The sequence below is a fragment of the Microbacterium sp. LWO13-1.2 genome (assembly GCF_038397725.1).
In the GTDB taxonomy this organism is placed as follows: Bacteria; Actinomycetota; Actinomycetes; order Actinomycetales; family Microbacteriaceae; genus Microbacterium.
The window spans coordinates 563506-579276 of record NZ_CP151634.1; the positions used below are offsets into that span (position 1 = coordinate 563506).

At 67.3% G+C, this 15771-nt stretch carries 16 protein-coding genes; 10 read left to right on the forward strand and 6 right to left on the reverse strand.

Annotated features, from left to right (window positions below):
• Positions 1-23 precede the first annotated feature (23 nt).
• From MRBLWO13_RS02660 to MRBLWO13_RS02675, 4 genes are all read right to left on the reverse strand, one after another.
• A complete protein-coding gene (locus MRBLWO13_RS02660; protein ID WP_341976240.1) occupies positions 24-1445 on the reverse strand; it encodes a GH1 family beta-glucosidase in 1422 nt (473 codons plus the stop codon).
• Complete coding sequence (locus MRBLWO13_RS02665; RefSeq protein WP_341976241.1) at positions 1442-2374, reverse strand: carbohydrate ABC transporter permease; 933 nt, start codon at positions 2372-2374, stop codon at positions 1442-1444. Before MRBLWO13_RS02665 ends, MRBLWO13_RS02660 begins: the two co-directional genes overlap by 4 nt.
• Positions 2371-3357, reverse strand: a complete 987-nt coding sequence (locus tag MRBLWO13_RS02670) for a sugar ABC transporter permease (RefSeq protein ID WP_341976242.1) — start codon at positions 3355-3357, stop codon at positions 2371-2373. Before MRBLWO13_RS02670 ends, MRBLWO13_RS02665 begins: the two co-directional genes overlap by 4 nt.
• A gap of 136 nt (positions 3358-3493) precedes the next feature.
• Positions 3494-4771 (reverse strand): ABC transporter substrate-binding protein, encoded by a 1278-nt coding sequence (locus MRBLWO13_RS02675; protein ID WP_341976243.1) that lies wholly within the window; start codon positions 4769-4771, stop codon positions 3494-3496.
• Positions 4772-4952: 181 nt separating this feature from the next.
• Here MRBLWO13_RS02675 and MRBLWO13_RS02680 point away from each other — a divergent pair, with 181 nt between their 5' ends.
• From MRBLWO13_RS02680 to purQ, 3 genes are all read left to right on the forward strand, one after another.
• Positions 4953-5483, forward strand: a complete 531-nt coding sequence (locus tag MRBLWO13_RS02680) for an adenine phosphoribosyltransferase (protein ID WP_341976244.1) — start codon at positions 4953-4955, stop codon at positions 5481-5483.
• 72 nt (positions 5484-5555) lie between these two features.
• Entirely contained in the window at positions 5556-5804 is a 249-nt protein-coding gene (gene purS, locus MRBLWO13_RS02685; RefSeq protein ID WP_341976245.1) for a phosphoribosylformylglycinamidine synthase subunit PurS, read from the forward strand.
• On the forward strand, positions 5801-6508 hold the full coding sequence (gene purQ / locus MRBLWO13_RS02690; protein WP_341976246.1) for a phosphoribosylformylglycinamidine synthase subunit PurQ: 708 nt from the start codon (positions 5801-5803) through the stop codon (positions 6506-6508). Before purS ends, purQ begins: the two co-directional genes overlap by 4 nt.
• A gap of 170 nt (positions 6509-6678) precedes the next feature.
• Here the strand turns inward: purQ and MRBLWO13_RS02695 are convergent, their stop codons facing one another.
• Entirely contained in the window at positions 6679-7107 is a 429-nt protein-coding gene (locus tag MRBLWO13_RS02695; RefSeq protein ID WP_341976247.1) for a DUF1761 domain-containing protein, read from the reverse strand.
• A gap of 160 nt (positions 7108-7267) precedes the next feature.
• On the opposite strand from MRBLWO13_RS02695, the gene MRBLWO13_RS02700 reads away from it, so the two are divergent.
• From MRBLWO13_RS02700 to MRBLWO13_RS02725, 6 genes are all read left to right on the forward strand, one after another.
• Positions 7268-8929, forward strand: coding sequence for an alpha-amylase family glycosyl hydrolase (locus MRBLWO13_RS02700; protein WP_341976248.1), 1662 nt, complete (start codon positions 7268-7270; stop codon positions 8927-8929).
• 9 nt (positions 8930-8938) lie between these two features.
• Positions 8939-9949 (forward strand): LacI family DNA-binding transcriptional regulator, encoded by a 1011-nt coding sequence (locus MRBLWO13_RS02705; protein ID WP_341976249.1) that lies wholly within the window; start codon positions 8939-8941, stop codon positions 9947-9949.
• A 71-nt stretch (positions 9950-10020) separates the two neighbouring features.
• The gene (locus MRBLWO13_RS02710) at positions 10021-10956 is read left to right on the forward strand and encodes an ABC transporter ATP-binding protein (RefSeq protein ID WP_341976250.1); all 936 of its coding nucleotides are present in this window, start codon (positions 10021-10023) and stop codon (positions 10954-10956) included.
• The gene (locus MRBLWO13_RS02715) at positions 10949-11749 is read left to right on the forward strand and encodes an ABC transporter permease subunit (RefSeq protein WP_341976251.1); all 801 of its coding nucleotides are present in this window, start codon (positions 10949-10951) and stop codon (positions 11747-11749) included. Before MRBLWO13_RS02710 ends, MRBLWO13_RS02715 begins: the two co-directional genes overlap by 8 nt.
• Before the next feature lie 143 nt (positions 11750-11892).
• Positions 11893-13257 (forward strand): potassium transporter TrkG, encoded by a 1365-nt coding sequence (locus MRBLWO13_RS02720; protein ID WP_341976252.1) that lies wholly within the window; start codon positions 11893-11895, stop codon positions 13255-13257.
• A 43-nt stretch (positions 13258-13300) separates the two neighbouring features.
• Positions 13301-13999, forward strand: a complete 699-nt coding sequence (locus MRBLWO13_RS02725; RefSeq protein WP_341976253.1) for a TrkA family potassium uptake protein — start codon at positions 13301-13303, stop codon at positions 13997-13999.
• Positions 14000-14001: 2 nt separating this feature from the next.
• Here the strand turns inward: MRBLWO13_RS02725 and MRBLWO13_RS02730 are convergent, their stop codons facing one another.
• On the reverse strand, positions 14002-14343 hold the full coding sequence (locus tag MRBLWO13_RS02730) for a metalloregulator ArsR/SmtB family transcription factor (RefSeq protein ID WP_341976254.1): 342 nt from the start codon (positions 14341-14343) through the stop codon (positions 14002-14004).
• A gap of 83 nt (positions 14344-14426) precedes the next feature.
• On the opposite strand from MRBLWO13_RS02730, the gene MRBLWO13_RS02735 reads away from it, so the two are divergent.
• Positions 14427-15731, forward strand: coding sequence for an FAD-dependent oxidoreductase (locus MRBLWO13_RS02735; protein ID WP_341976255.1), 1305 nt, complete (start codon positions 14427-14429; stop codon positions 15729-15731).
• Positions 15732-15771 lie beyond the last annotated feature (40 nt).

A 15771-nucleotide genomic window follows, 5' to 3' on the forward strand; every position in this document is an offset into this window, starting at 1 on the left:
CACGGAAGGCTGATCGACCGTGGTCACACGGCGCGCGCTGCGATGATTCGAGCGTACTCCCGGCCGCTGTCCTTGAGGATCCGCTCCTGGGTGTCGTACTCGACGCGGACGATGCCGAAGCGCTTCTCGTAGCCCCACGCCCACTCGTAATTGTCGAGCAGCGACCAGTAGAAGTAGCCGCGCACGTCGATGCCGGCGTCGATCGCATCCACGATCGCCTTGACATGCTCGACGAGGAATGTACGGCGCTCGGCATCCGGAACCGTGTCGCCTTCGCGCACGTCATCGTAGGCGGCGCCGTTCTCGGTGACGTACAGCGGAATGCCGTCGGCGTACTCGTCGGAGACGCGTCGCAGCAGACGGGTCAGCCCTTCCGGCTGCACCTCCCACCCCATGGCGGTGCGCGGCAGCCCGCGCTCGACCCAGTGGATGCCGTCGGTCGACGGGAACGGGGAGGCCGTCTTCCGCTCCGTCGGCGCATCGCCGCCTGGCGCCGCCTGCTCCGGAACACTTCCGGCCACCATCTCGCCGTGGTAGTAGTTCACGCCCAGGGCGTCGAGCGGAGTGGAGATCGCATCGAGATCGCCAGGCAGCACCGCCTGTTCCCAACGGGAGACTGCGTCGCTGTCGACCTTGCGGAAGTCGCGGATGACGTCGTCGGGGTAGTTCCCGCGGAAGATCGGGTCGAGGAACCAGCGGTTGAACTGTCCGTCGATGCGACGGGCGGCGTCGATGTCGGCGGGAGCATCCGGATCAGCGGGATCCGCGACGGTGAGGTTCAGGGTGATGCCGAGCTCGAGCTTCGGGTCGCGCGTACGCAGCTCCTGCACGGTCTTGCCGTGGGCCAGGAGGAGATGATGCGCGGCGAGCATCCCGTCGCCGACGTCCATGCGCCCTGGGGCATGGACCCCCGCGGTGTAGGAGAGGAACGATGAGCACCACGGCTCGTTGAGCGTCGTCCAGTAGTGCACCCGATCACCCAGGGCGTCGTGCATGGTGTCCGCGTACTCCAAGAAACGGCTCACGGTGTCGCGGTTCGTCCAGCCGCCGTGCAGCTCCAGCGCCTGCGGCATGTCCCAGTGGTAAAGGGTCAGCCACGGCACGATGTCCTTGCCGAGCAGCTCGTCGACGAGCCGCTTGTAGAAGTCGACGCCCTTCGCGTTGACGGCTCCGCCGTCAGGACGAACCCGCGACCACGAGGTCGAGAAGCGGTACGTCTGCAGCCCCAGTTCCTTCATCAGCGCGACGTCCTGCGGGTACCGGTGGTAGTGGTCGCAGGCCACGTCGCCGTTGTCGGCGTTGATCACCGCGCCAGGCACGCGGGCGAACGCATCCCAGATCGACGCCGTGCGACCGTCTTCGAACGCCGCACCTTCGATCTGGTACGCGGCCGTCGCGGCACCGAAGAGGAAGTTCTCTGGGAAGGGTCGGGTCATGGAGGTCATCCTTTCACTGCGCCCTGCATGATGCCACTGACCAGCTGACGGCCAGCCACGACGAAGAGCAGGAGCAGCGGAATGGTCGAGAGCAGCACCCCGGCGAGCACGATCGAGTAGTCGACGAAGTGGTTCGACTGGAGCAGGGAGAGGGCGACGGGGAGCGTCGGGTCCTGGCGATCGAGCACGATGAAGGGCCAGAAGAAGTTGTTCCAGGCCGAGACGAATGTGAAGAGCCCGAGCATCGCTGCTGCGGGCCGCGCCGCCGGTACGCCGATCGTCCAGAAGGTGCGGAACGAGGATGCACCATCCATGCGCGCCGCCTCGATGAGCTCGTCCGGCACCGCCTGCCCCAGGTACTGCGTCATCCAGAAGACGCCGAACGCGCTCGTCAGCGCCGGGATGATGATCGCGCCGGTGCTGCCCGTCCAGCCGAGTTCGCTGAACAGCACGTAGAGCGGCACGACGCCGAGCTGGGTCGGCACCGCCATCGTTCCGACGACGAACGCCAGCAGCCAGCCGCGTCCCTTGAACTTCAGTTTCGCGAACGCCCAACCCGCGAGCGTGGAGAAGAACACGACGGATGCCGCGATCAGCGCCGACGTGTAGATCGAGTTCCACAGCGCACGCCAGAAGTTCACCGCCGGATCATTCATGACAGCCAGAGCGTTCTGCCAGAAGTTCCCGCCAGGGATCCACGACATGTTCGGATCGCGGAGGGTATAGGCGTCGCCCGAGCCGATGAGGAAGGACCAGTAGAAGGGGAACACACTGCCGAGCAGCACGATGCCGAGCGTCGCGTAGACGATCCACCCAGGACGCGAGCCCCGCACATGGCGGGTCCTCCGACTGCGACCCCCCGTCGAACCGCCCAGGGCCCTCCGACCAGTACGCGGACTCGTCTCTTCCACGGCGTCCGTCTTGTCGATCACGCTCATGACGGCATCCGTCCCTTTTTCTTGATCGGTGTGCGGACCGAGTTCGCGGCATCGCCACGGACGAGTGCCCGCGTGACGAGAAGGTTGATCATGCCGATCACCAGCACGATGACGAAGAGGATCCACGCGAGCGCCGCGGCGCGGCCGAAGTTCCACTCCCCCCAGCCGATGTTGTAGAGGTACAGCGTGATCGTCAGCCACTGGCTGTTCGCGCCGCCGGTGCCGTACTGGTCGTACATGCGGGGCTCGTCGAAGATCTGCAGGCCGCCGATCGTCGACGTGATGATCACGAAGATGAGCGTCGGCCGCAGGCTCGGCAGGGTGATCGCGAAGAACTGGCGCACCTTGCCGGCGCCGTCGACGGTGGCCGCCTCGTAGTAGTCCCGCGGGATGGCCTGCATCGCCGCGAGCAGGATGAGCGTGTTGTACCCGGTCCAGCGGAAGTTCACCATGGTCGCGATCGCGATGTGACTCGCGAAGGCGTTGGAATGCCAGGGGATCGCGCCGATGCCGATGTCGGCCAGCAGCGAGTTCACGATGCCGTACTTGTCGCCGAACATGTTGCTGAAGATGAGGGCCACCGCGACGGGCGCCATCACGTACGGCACCAGGACGCCCATCCGCCAGAAGGTCTTCCCCCGGATGTTCTGATCGAGCACGGCGGCGATCGCGACGGCCGCGATCAGCTGGGGGATGCTGGAGAGCAGGAAGATGCTGAATGTATTGCGCAGCGCCACCCAGAACTTCGGCTGGCCGAGGATGTAGGCGTACTGCTCGAAGCCGATGAACTCGCCGTTCCCGCGGACCTGGTCCCAGTCCATGAACGAGATGACGGCGGTATAGGCGATCGGGAACATCCCGACCACGAGGAAGAGCAGGAAGAACGGCGAGATGTAGAGGTACGGCGAGAGCTTCAGATCCCAGCGCGCACGGCGCTGACTGAAGCCGACTCGCCTCGGTGGTGCGGCGGATGCGACGGTCATGAGGTTCCTTGGGTTCGTCGATGGCTCGACCGGTTCCGGTCGTTGAGCGAGGGAGCGCAGCGACCGAGACGAAACGCGGTGATTGCGTGGCCGCGTTTCGTCTCGCTCCGCTCGCTCAACGACCGGAGGGCGCTTGCTACTTGATGGCCTCGACTTCGGAGACCCACTGGTCCCAGCTCGTCGTGGCATCCTGCGTGCCGTCCTCGACGCGGGTGAGCGCCTTCTGCATGGCGTCGTTGATCTGGAAGTAGAACTCGCCCTTGAACGGTGCGACCGTCACGGCCTTCGCGCGCTCGGAGAGGATCTGACCGACCGGCGCCCCGCCGAAGTACTCGTTGGTGCTGTCGAGCAGCGTCGAGTCGGTGAGAGCGTCGTTCTGGCTCGGGAAGGTTCCCGCATTCGCGAATGCCTTGACCTGCTGCTCGGGTGCGGTCAGCCAGTCTGCGAGCTCCTGGGCAGCGGCCACGTTCTTGCCGGTGGACGGGACGGTCAGGTACGAGCCGCCCCAGTTGCCGCCGCCGTTCGGGAAGACGTCGGCGATGTCCCAGGTGGTGACGTCCTTCGCGTTGCCCTCGATGACACCGAGCATCCAGCCGGGGCAGAGCATGGTCGCGAACGCGCCGTTGGAGACGCCGGCGAACCAGTCGTCGGACCACTGGCCGAGGTGCGCCGACTGGCTCTTGCTGGCCGCGAGCAGCTGGTCGTAGATGTCCTTGACCTCGCCGTTCTCGGTGGCGACGATGTCACCGGACTTCGGGTCCTCGTAGGCGGCCTCGATCTGGTTGATCATGCCCTGGTAGGTGCCGCCCGCCGAATCGAAGAAGGCCTTGCCCGTGGCATCCGTGTACTTCTGGCCGACCTCGAAGTACTTCGCCCAGTCCCCCTCGAGGAGAGCGGCGACTTCCTCGCGGTCGGTCGGCAGGCCGGCCGCGGCGAACAGGTCGGTGCGGTAGCAGACGCCCTCGGGGCCGATGTCGGTGCCGTAGCCGATGAGGTTGCCCTCGGCATCCGTCGCCGCCTCGGTCTTCCAGTCCAGCCAGCGGTCCTTGAGGTCGTCGCCGACCGGAGCGAGCAGGTCGGAGTACTTCATGACCTCGGGGAGCCAGTCGACCTCGATGGCCTCGATGTCGGCGAGACCGGTCTTGCCGAGCTTCTGGAAGTAGTTCTCGCGTGCGTCGTTGCTGGTCGCGGCGCGGTTGTGCACGATCTTCACGTTAGGGTGCTCGTCCATGTACTCCTGGAGGAGCTCGTCGGTGTAGCCGAAGTCGTTGAACGTGGCGACGGTCAGCGTCACCTCGTCGTTCGGGTCGCTGCTGCCGCCCTCCGCGCCGGATGCGCAGCCGGCGAGGGCGAGAGCAGAGATGGAGGCGACGGCGGCCGTCGTGAGGATCCGCCGTTGGGCGCGTGTATTCACAGGTCACTCCTTTGTGTGTGGATGGGATGCAGTGGTGCAGGTCGTGGGCGCACGGCGTTGATCTTCAATACCGTGGGAGCGCTCCCACGAGGTGTCAGCCACTGTATGGGAGCGCTCCCACGAAAGTCAAGCGACACCGATCGACAGGGCTCGCGGACCCTCAGCGGGGTAACCTTGCCCGGTGCCTCCCGCCGAACTGTCGCCTTCCCTCGTCCGCGCCGAAACGCTGATCCGCTCTGTGCCGGACTACCCGCAGCCGGGCATCGTGTTCCGCGACATCACGCCGTTGCTGGCGGATGCCGAGGCACTGCGCGTCACGATCGAGGCCATCATCGAGCCGTTCGCCGGCCAGTTCGATGTGGTCGCCGGCGTCGAGGCGCGCGGGTTCATCCTGGCCGGAGCCGCCGCGATCGCCGCCGGAGTCGGGTTCATCCCGATCCGCAAGGCGGGCAAACTGCCCCGGCCGGCGGCATCCGTCGACTACGCCCTCGAGTACGGCACCGCGACGATCGAGATGCACGATGATCTGCCGGCGGGGTCACGCGTTCTGCTCATCGACGACGTGCTCGCCACCGGCGGCACTCTCGCGGCCGGTCGCCAGATCCTCGAGCGCCTCGGCTGCCAGGTCGCCGGCATCTCGGTGCTCTTCGAGATCCAGGGCCTCGGCGGCCGCGACGTCATCGGCGACGTGCACACGGTCTTCCGCTCCTGACCGCCGCGTGGGGGGATGCCGCGGGCCGGTAGACTGAGGCGGCCAGCCTTCCCGCGACTTCTGGAGCCGTTCATGCCCATCATCGTCGTCGACGTCATGCCCAAGCCCGAACTGCTCGACCCGCAGGGGAAGGCCGTCTCCGGAGCGTTCGCACGCCTGGGCGTCGAGGGCTTCACCGATGTCCGCATCGGAAAACGCTTCGAACTCACCGTCGAGGGCGAGGTCACCGACGAGATTCTCGCCGAGGCCAAGCGCATCGCAGACGAGGTGCTCTCCAACTCCGTGATCGAAGACGTCGTCGGCATCGAGGTCGCCGAGTGACCGTCCGCATCGGTGTCATCACCTTCCCCGGCTCGCTCGACGACCGCGACGCGCAGCGCGCCGTCCGCATCGCGGGGGCCGAGCCCGTCGCGCTCTGGCACGGTTCGCACGACCTCGACGGTGTCGACGCCCTCGTGCTTCCCGGTGGCTTCAGCTACGGCGACTACCTGCGAGCCGGCGCGATCGCCGCTCTCTCGCCGATCATGGCCGAGGTGAAGGATGCCGCAGCCAAGGGCATGCCCGTCCTCGGCATCTGCAACGGCTTCCAGATGCTCGTCGAGGCGCACCTGCTGCCCGGCGGCCTGATCCGCAACGGCCACCAGCACTTCGTGCGCCGCGACCAGAGGCTGACGGTCGAGAACTCCGACACCGCGTGGACGAACACCTTCCGCGCGGGTCAGGAGATCGTGATCCCGCTCAAGAACGCCGACGGCGGCTACATCGCCGACGAACAGACACTCGACCGCATCGAAGGCGAGGGCCTCGTCGCCTTCCGCTACGCCGGGGTGAACCCGAACGGCTCGCTCCGCGACATCGCCGGCCTCACGAACGAGGCTGGGAACGTCGTCGGTCTGATGCCGCATCCGGAGCACGCGACCGAGGCCGGCTTCGGCCCCGACACGGCAGCGGCGATGCGATCCGGCATCGACGGCATCGGCTTCTTCGCGAGCGCGATCGCCGCGGTCGCCCGCGTCGCAGCTTAAGGCATCGCGGAAACATCCGTCCGTCCGCGGCATCCGTCCGTCGCGGCATCCGTCCGTCGCGTTCCACTTGCAGGACGAACGTACGGATGCAGGACCGATCAGCGGCGTTTCATCCTGCATCCGTGATTCGGCCCTGCACCTGGCACAGCAGGCGGGACGGATGCTCGGCGCTACCCGAGGGCCGGCGGCCACACCCCGATCAGCACGGCCATCACGAGGACCGTGACGAGTTCGTGTGCGATGTTCATCGTGGTCAGCGCCGTCGGGCGCCCTTCGAACGCGTCGTGCGTGATGAAACGCGCCGCGGTGAACCCGGCCCACAGCGTGACCGCGGTGATGACGGCCGCACCGAAGAATGACCCCTCGTAGAAGTGCCAGGCGATCGCCGTCGCACCGGCGAGCACCCATGCGGTGATGAAGCTCACGATCACGGTCGTGATGATGGCCATCGTCGCACTCGCCGCGGGCTTGTCCATGTCGACGTTCGCCAGTTTCGACCAGCGCGTGCCGAAGACCTTCGGCGCGTACCAGATCGATCCGACGAGCATGCTCGACGCCGTCGCCAGCAGCACCGCCCAGTAGTTGATCTCAGGAACCATGATGTCTCCTCGCCGTCAGGACGGATCCGGAAGACCCGTCTTGCGCTGAGCGTAGCCCTGCGCCTGCAAGCGCGGCAAAGGCACGCAGGCGCAAGACCTCACCGAACCGATTCGATCCCGCATCTACCAAGACTGTAAGCGTTTGCACTATTCTGATCGCATGGCACAGCTTGAGCAGATCGCAGCCCCCGGTTCCGAGTGGTGGCGCAGCGCGGTCATCTACCAGATCTACCCCCGCTCCTTCGCGGACGCGTCCGGCGACGGCATCGGCGATCTTCCCGGCATCACCTCGCGCCTCGATGACCTCCAGGAGTTGGGCATCGACGCGATCTGGCTGAGCCCGTTCATGACCAGCCCGCAGAAGGATGCGGGTTACGACGTCGCCGACTACCGCGACGTCGACCCGATCTTCGGCACGCTCGCCGACTTCGACGAGATGCTCGCGCAGGCGCACGCCCGCAGCATCCGCGTCATCGTCGACCTCGTCCCCAACCACTCCTCTGACCAGCACGTCTGGTTCCAGGAGGCCCTGAAGGCCGCCCCCGGCAGCCGCGAGCGCGGGCGCTACGTGTTCCGCGACGGTCGCGGCAAGAACGGCGAGCTTCCTCCGAACAACTGGGAATCCGTGTTCGGCGGCGGGATGTGGGAGCGCGTGATCGAGGCCGACGGCACTCCCGGCCAGTGGTACCTGCACATCTTCGACCCCAGCCAGCCGGATTTCGACTGGACCAACGCCGAGGTCCGCGAGGAGTTCCGCTCGATCCTGCGCTTCTGGCTCGACCGCGGAGTCGACGGCTTCCGCGTCGACGTCGCGCACGGCATGGTCAAGGAGGCGGGTCTTCCCGACTACGCCCCGGTCGCGGATGCCGACTCGATGGGTGGCGGCGAGGAGAACGTCCCGTACTGGGGCCAGGACGAAGTGCACGACATCTACCGGGACTGGCATCAGTTGCTCGCGGAGTACGACGGTGATCGCGCGCTGTGCGGCGAGGCCTGGCTGCCGACTCTGAAGAAGACGGCGCTCTGGGTGCGTCCCGATGAGATGCACCAGACGTTCAACTTCCCGTATCTGATGACCGCCTGGGACGCCGAGGCCCTCGGCGCGGTGATCCGCGAATCGCTGGACGAGTTCGGCAAGGTCGGCGCGCCCAGCACCTGGGTGCTCTCGAATCACGATGTCGTGCGGCACGCCTCGCGTCTTGCCCTGACGGCGGAGAACCCGCAGGGCGAGGGCATCGGACCGGAGACTCCCGACAAGCCGGACACCGCCATCGGGCTGGCCCGCGCCCGCGCGGCGACCACGCTGATGCTCGCCCTCCCCGGCTCGTCGTACCTGTATCAGGGTGAAGAGCTCGGCCTGCCCGAGGCGATGGAGATCCCCGACGAGTTCCGTCAGGACCCGACCTGGTTCCGCACGAACGGTGAGCGCTACGGCCGCGACGGCTGCCGCGTTCCGCTGCCGTGGGAGGCGGATGCTCCGGCCTTCGGCTTCAACGACACCGGCGACTCCTGGCTCCCGCAGCCGGCCGAGTGGACGCAGTACGCGCGCGACACCGAGAGCGCGGACCCCACCTCGACCCTGTCCCTGTACAAGGAGCTGCTGGCCGAGCGCCGCGCGCGCGGCCTCGGCACCGGCTCACTGATCTGGGAGGACGCCGGAGCGGATGCTGTGGCCTTCCGCCGTGGCGACATCCACGTCGCGGCGAACCTGGGCACCGAGCCGCTCGAGCTCGGCGAGGATGTCACGTTCGTGCTGCAGAGCCAGCCGTTCGAGGGCACGGCACTGCCCGTCGACACCGCCGCCTGGTACACCAAGGGCTGAACGCCTGTCATGGCGAGCATCGATGAGGTCGCGCGACTGGCCGGAGTCTCCACGGCGACGGTGTCGCGCGCCCTCAGCGGACGCGGGCACGTCTCCGAATCATCTCGGGAACGAGTGCGCGCCGCGGCTCACCAGCTCGGCTACGTCGTCTCATCACGCGCATCGAGCCTGGCCTCCGGGCGCACGAAGAACATCGGCGTGGTCGTCCCGTTCCTGGATCGGTGGTTCTTCAGCGCGGTGCTGTCGGGGGTTTCCAGCGCTCTGATGCGTCAGGGCTACGACATCACGCTGTACAACATCACCGCCGACCGCGACGTCCGCAGCGAGGTGTTCGACACCTTCCTGCGGCGTCAGCGGGTGGATGCCGTCATCGCGGTGTCGATCGAGCTCGACGAGAACGAGACACGTCAACTGATCGACCTCGGACTCCCCGTCATCGCGATCGGCGGTCCGAATCCGAACCTCGACACCCTGACGGTCGACGATGTGGCCGTGGCGCAACTCGCCACCGAGCATCTGATCGGGCTCGGCCACCGCGACATCGCGCACATCGGCGCGAACCCGGAGTTCGACCTCGACTTCCACATCCCGACGAACCGGCGTCTCGGATTCGAGAAGGGGTTGGCCACGGCCGGCATCCCGTTGAATCCGGCCTTCCTGGAGCCGGCCGACTTCACCGTCGGCGGCGGTTATCGCGCGGCCAAGCAACTGCTCGGTCGCCCCGGCCCCCGGCCGACGGCGGTGTTCGCAGCATCCGACGAGATGGCGATCGGCGCGATCCTCGCCGCACGGGACCTGGGCTTCCGGGTGCCGGAGGACCTCTCGATCGTCGGCATCGACGGCCACGAGCTCGGGGAGTTCTTCCAGCTCACGACGGTCGATCAGTTCCCCCTCGGGCAGGGCGAGCGGGCCGCGGACGCCGTCCTCGCCAAGCTCGAGGACGGCACCGACGCTCCGGCGAGGAAGCACGCCGATCTCCCGTTCGAGCTCATCGTGCGAGGAACCACTTCCCGCGTCTGAGCTCCGGCCAGAGGTGGACACCGTCCAGGTACCGGGCATACTGGGGCGATGGACGCAAAGGGAGCGGGACCGTGAACTCTGCCGTTGACCTCTCCCGCCTGCGCAAGCAGTACGGGCGCCACACCGCTGTCGACTCGCTGACCCTGTCCATCGAACCCGGCACCGTCTTCGGCCTCATCGGTCCGAACGGCGCCGGCAAGACCACCACCCTGCGAATGATCCTCGACATCATCCGCCCGACATCCGGAACAGTGCGCGTTCTCGGTGAGGACCCGCGCACCGGGGGTGCGGCGTTGCGCCGCCGCATCGGATTCATCCCGGGAGAGCTCCGCCTCGACGGGCGGATGACCGGCCGCCGCATGCTCGACTTCTACGCGGAGGTTTCCGGGCCGGTACCGTCCGGCACCATCGACCGGCTCTCCTCTCGCCTCGGCCTCGATCTGACCCGCCCTGTACGAACGCTGTCGAAGGGGAACAAGCAGAAGCTCGGCATCGTGCAGGCCTTCATGCACGAACCGGAACTGCTCGTCCTCGACGAGCCGACGAGCGGGCTGGACCCGCTGGTTCAGCGAGAGTTCCTCCAGCTCGTCCGCGAAGCGCGCGGCCGAGGGCAGACGGTGCTGCTGAGCTCTCATGTGCTCAGCGAGATCCAGCAGACGGCGGATGCCGTGGCCGTGCTGAGTGCGGGCCGTATCGTCGCGGAGGGCGATGTGGCATCTCTTCGGCTCGGCGCCATCCGCCGGGTGCGGGCCGGGTTCGCCGAGGTCGACGCGGACGAGCTGCGTGCGGAGCTCAGTCGCATCCCGCACGTCGCAGAGCTGGAGATCCAGAACACAGACGGATCGGTGCGCCTCGCCGCCACCGTGGAGGGCGACATCGATCCGTTCGTCAAGGCGATCGCCCGCCACCGCATCGTCGACCTCGCGGTCGAGGAGCCGGATCTCGAGGAGTCCGTCCTGCGGCTCTACGGAAGTCCGGCCGCGACGACGGAGGCCGACGATGTCTAAGCCGCTTCCCGTCTTCCGTCGCGCGCTGCGCGAATCCTGGCGCGGCCTGCTGGGATGGACCGTCGGTATCGCCGCCATCCTGTTCCTTTATCTACCCCTGTTCCCGAGCATCGGCGGCAACGGCGAGATGACGCAGATCATCGAGAGCCTGCCGCCCGAGTTGGTGAACGCTCTCGGCTACAACCAGATCGGAACCGGCGCCGGATACACGCAGGCCACCTTCTACGGACTCATCGGATTCCTTCTGGTCACGATCGCCGCAGTCAGCTGGGGCGCCGACGCCATCGGCGGCGCGGAGGAGTCCGGGCGCCTGGAGCTGGATCTCGCTCACGGCGTCGGCAGGGCGGCCTTCGCGATGCAGGCAGCCTCGGCGATGCTGATCAGGGTGGTCTGGCTCGGCGTCTTCGCCGCGATCATCATCTTCGCCCTGAACGGTTCCGCTTCGCTCGACATCGAGCCGTGGCGCATCGTCGACGAGACAGTCGTGTTCGTCGGGGTCACGATGCTGTCCGGCACCGTCTCCCTCTTCGTCGGCGCGCTGACCGGCCGTCGCAGTCGAGGCGTCGCGGCGGGCGCGGGGATCGCCGTGGTCGGATACGCGTTCAACGCGATCTCGAATCAGGCTCCGGATGCCGAATGGCTGCGCATCCTCTCCCCGTACTCCTGGGCATTCCACCAGCCGCCGCTCGTGGAGGGTCTGGCTCCAGCCGGATGCATCGCGTTGTGGGGCGCGACCGCGATACTGATCGCCGGCAGCGTGTGGGCCTTGCGGCGGCGCGACATCGTCGGTTGACCGCTTGTACGAGCAGTGCGGCAAGGCGGTGGAGATCCGCGATCTCCACGACACCGCGGCGGCTCTCCACCAGCGGCTGACCGGCAACCTCGGCGGAGGCCACTGAGCACGCAGCGAGTTTTCGTGGAGTAGTGTGCTTGCTCGTGGCTTCACACACTTCCGTCCGCGGTCGGCTCGCGAAGAGCCGCCCTCTGGCGCCCGCTCAGACGATCGCCGTCGGGTTCGGGGTGGCGATCCTCGTGGGGGCGGTCATCCTGATGCTGCCTGCCTCCTCGGCCGCGGGCACCTGGACGGGACCGATCGACGCCCTGTTCACGTCGACATCGGCGGTGTGCGTCACCGGACTGATCGTGGTCGACACAGCTGTGCACTGGAGCCCGTTCGGGAAGATCGTGATCCTGGCGCTGATCCAGCTCGGCGGTCTCGGCATCATGCTCTTCGCCGCATTGGTGGGCTTGGCGTTGGCCCGCCGGTTCACCGTGCGCTCGCGCTTGATCACCAGCACCGAGACCAAGACTGCCGGCGCCGGAGACCTGAAGAGGATCGCCACCGGCATCCTCGTCACGACTGTCGCGATCGAGGTGATGGTGGCGCTGGTGCTCTTCGTCAGATTCACCACGGGATACGGATACGACGTCGGTCGTGCAACGTGGCACGCCGTCTTCCACTCCGTGTCCTCGTTCAACAACGCCGGCTTCGCGCTCTACACGGACAGCCTGATGGGATTCGTCTCGGACCCCTGGATCTGCCTGCCGATCTGCATCGCGATCATCCTGGGAGGTCTCGGTTTCCCCGTACTGCGACAGCTGCGACGGGAGTTCCGGCGCCCGCTGCACTGGACGATGAACACGCGGATCGTCCTCGCCACGACGGCCGCCCTCCTCGCACTCAGCACCGCCTATGTGCTGCTCATGGAGTGGAACAACCCGGGCACGCTGGGCACGCTCACACCGGGTTCTCGAGTGCTCGCCGGCTTCTTCCACGCCGTGCAGGCGCGGACGGCCGGCTTCAACTCGGTCGACGTCGCGCAGATGCACGACGAGACATGGCTGGGCACGGACGTCTTGATGTTCATCGGCGGCGGTCCCGCCGGTACCGCCGGCGGCATCAAGGTGACGACATTCGCGGTGCTGTTCTTCATCATGTGGACAGAGTTGCGCGGAGGCACCGCCGTGAACGTCTTCGGCAAGCGGCTCTCTCGCGCCGTGCACCGCGAGGCCATCACCGTCGTCATCGTCGCGCTGGGAGCGATCACGGCGGCGGTGATCGCCATCCTCGCGATGACCGACCTCGACCTCGATCAGGTGCTGTTCGAAGTCGTCTCTGCCTTCGGCACGGTCGGCATGTCCACCGGAATCACCGCACAGCTGCCGCAGGCCGCGCAGATCATCCTCATCCTGCTCATGTTCCTCGGGCGACTCGGCCCGCTCACCCTCGGGTCGGCGCTCGCTCTCCGGGAGCGCAGGACTGCCTACGAACTCCCCAAGGAGCGGCCCGCGATCGGCTGAACGCCCCGACGCCGAGCATCTCTCACCCCTCGAAAGGACTCACGTGCCCAAGTTTCTCTCGTTCGGCCAGGACGCCCGGCGGATCGCCGAGGCCGACTCGGTCGCGGTCATCGGCCTCGGCCGGTTCGGCACCTCGCTCGCGCTCGAGCTGATGGCATCCGGCACCGAGGTGCTCGGAATCGACGCCGACGAAGACATCGTCCAGGCGTTGAATGGAGAACTCACCCAGGTCGTCCGCGCCGATTCGACGCGTCTCGACGTTCTGGAACAGCTCGCGATCGGAGAGTTCGACCGGGTCGTGGTGTCCATCGGCTCCGACATCACCGCATCGATCCTCACTGCTTCACTTCTGCTGCAGCTCAAGGTGCCTGTGATCTGGGCGAAGGCCGTTGACGAACGCCACGGCGCGGTGCTCGAGCAGCTCGGCGTGCACAAGGTCGTGTATCCGGAGAAGGACATGGGCCGCCGGGTGGCGCACCTCGTGCGCGGCGCAGCGGCCGACTACCTCGAGATCGACAAGGGCTACGCGATCGTGAAGACCGTCGCACCCCAGCATCTGCACGGCATCACTCTCACCGAAGGACAGGTGCGCGGCACCCATGGCGTCACGATCGCCGCCTACCGTTCATCTGCCCACGGAGAGTGGCGAAACGCTCAGGCCGACACCATCCTCCGCGACGGCGATACGGTGCTCGTGGTGGGACCGACGATCGACGTCGAGAAGTTCGCGCAGCTGCGCTGAGGTCAGACGGAGCGGAGCGCGTCGGCGGCGGCATCCAGCGCGCCCTCGGTGAGCGCGAAATACGCCCACTTGCCGCGCTGCTCGCGCGTGACGAAGCCGGCGTCGGCGAGCAGTTTCATGTGGTGGGAGACGGTGCCCTGCGACAGGCCGACCGGATCGATGAGGTCGCAGATGCAGGCCTCGCCGCCATCGGCCGCGGCGATGAGCGAGAGCAACCGGATGCGCGTCGGATCGCCCAGCGCCTTGAAGACGTGCGCGATGCGCTCGGCGTCTTCCGCAGTGAGCGAAGACGTGATCGGCGGCACGCAGCACGACGGCGCTTCGATGGTCATTGGCAGGCTCACCCCTCCAGTCTGCCACGTATTGACATTCTTCGATAGATGCGTAACAGTCGTCATATTGAAGAATCTCGATTTGAGGAGATGTGATGTCTGAGCTTCCCGTCGTCGTCATCGGAGCAGGCCCGCAGGGCCTCGCCGCCGCAGCGCACCTCGTCGAACGCAGCCTCGACGTCGTCGTCGTCGAACGCGGGGATGGGCCTGCGGCCGCGGTCTCGGAGTGGGGACATGTGCGCCTCTTCTCCGCGTGGGCCGAACTCACCGACACGGCGGGAAGGCGGCTACTCGAACCGACCGGATGGAGCGCGCCCGCATCAGGCTTCCCGACCGGCGCTGAGTGGGTGAGCGAATACCTCGCTCCCCTCGCGGATGCCCTCGGCGAGCGCATCCGGTATGCGACCACGGTGACCGGCGTGTCCCGCCAGGGCCGAGACAAGGTCGTCGAAGCCGGTCGCAAGAGCCAGCCTTTCGTGGTGCACACCGTCGATGCGAACGGCAACGACGCCCGGCTCCTCGCCCGAGCGGTCATCGACGCGAGCGGCACCTGGTCACTCCCCAATCCCGCCGGCGCCGACGGCTTCCCGGCACTCGGTGAGGCCAGCGCCGCTGAACGGATCTCCTATCGCATCCCGAATGATGTCGCCGCTCTCGCTGGCCAGCACGTCGTCGTCGTGGGCGCCGGGCACTCCGCCACGCACGCCGTCCTGCGGCTGAGCGAGCTCGCACGCCGCTCGCCGGGAACGCGTGTGACCTGGCTGCTGCGCCGAGGCAGCGCGGCGAATGTCTTCGGCGGAGGTGCGGGAGACGATCTTCCGGAACGCGCAGCACTGGGGTCGCGCGCGCGCAAGGTGATCGAATCCGGTGTCGTCGACCTGGTGACCGGATTCCGCGTCGCCGAGCTCCAGGCGGATGCCGATGCCCTCACGGTCATCGCCGAGGACGGCAGGGAGATCACCGACGTCGCGCACGTCTACGCCCTCACCGGATTCCGGCCGGACACCGGCATCCTGCGCGAACTGCGCATCGATCTGGATCCGGTGCTCGACGCCGTCGCCGGAATCGCAGCCGACATCGACCCCAACATCCACTCCTGCGGCTCGGTGTCGGCGACGGGCGCACGCCAACTCGCTCAACCCGAACCCGGCCTCTTCATCGTCGGCGTGAAGTCCTACGGGCGCGCGCCGACCTTCCTCGCCCTGACCGGGTACGAGCAGGTGCGCAGTGTGGTCGCCCATCTCGCCGGCGATCATGAGGCGGCGGCGCGCAACGAGCTCACCCTTCCCGAGACCGGGGTCTGCGGCGGCTCCAGCGACTTCGATGAGGCGGCGGCCGGCGGATGCTGCGCCGCTCCGGCGGTGCTGCAGATCGGCCGGCCGGTGGGAGCATCCGTCTGACGTGATTCTCGGAGCCGGGGCGGCGCATGTCGGCGGCCCG

Bases quoted from the DNA above. Each gene is read 5' to 3' on its own strand.
- MRBLWO13_RS02660 (WP_341976240.1), bottom strand. From the start codon at position 1,445: ATGACCTCCATGACCCGACCCTTCCCAGAGAACTTCCTCTTCGGTGCC.
- MRBLWO13_RS02665 (WP_341976241.1), bottom strand. From the start codon at position 2,374: ATGAGCGTGATCGACAAGACGGACGCCGTGGAAGAGACGAGTCCGCGT.
- MRBLWO13_RS02670 (WP_341976242.1), bottom strand. From the start codon at position 3,357: ATGACCGTCGCATCCGCCGCACCACCGAGGCGAGTCGGCTTCAGTCAG.
- purS (WP_341976245.1), top strand. From the start codon at position 5,556: ATGCCCATCATCGTCGTCGACGTCATGCCCAAGCCCGAACTGCTCGAC.
- MRBLWO13_RS02695 (WP_341976247.1), bottom strand. From the start codon at position 7,107: ATGGTTCCTGAGATCAACTACTGGGCGGTGCTGCTGGCGACGGCGTCG.
- MRBLWO13_RS02700 (WP_341976248.1), top strand. From the start codon at position 7,268: ATGGCACAGCTTGAGCAGATCGCAGCCCCCGGTTCCGAGTGGTGGCGC.
- MRBLWO13_RS02705 (WP_341976249.1), top strand. From the start codon at position 8,939: ATGGCGAGCATCGATGAGGTCGCGCGACTGGCCGGAGTCTCCACGGCG.
- MRBLWO13_RS02715 (WP_341976251.1), top strand. From the start codon at position 10,949: ATGTCTAAGCCGCTTCCCGTCTTCCGTCGCGCGCTGCGCGAATCCTGG.
- MRBLWO13_RS02735 (WP_341976255.1), top strand. From the start codon at position 14,427: ATGTCTGAGCTTCCCGTCGTCGTCATCGGAGCAGGCCCGCAGGGCCTC.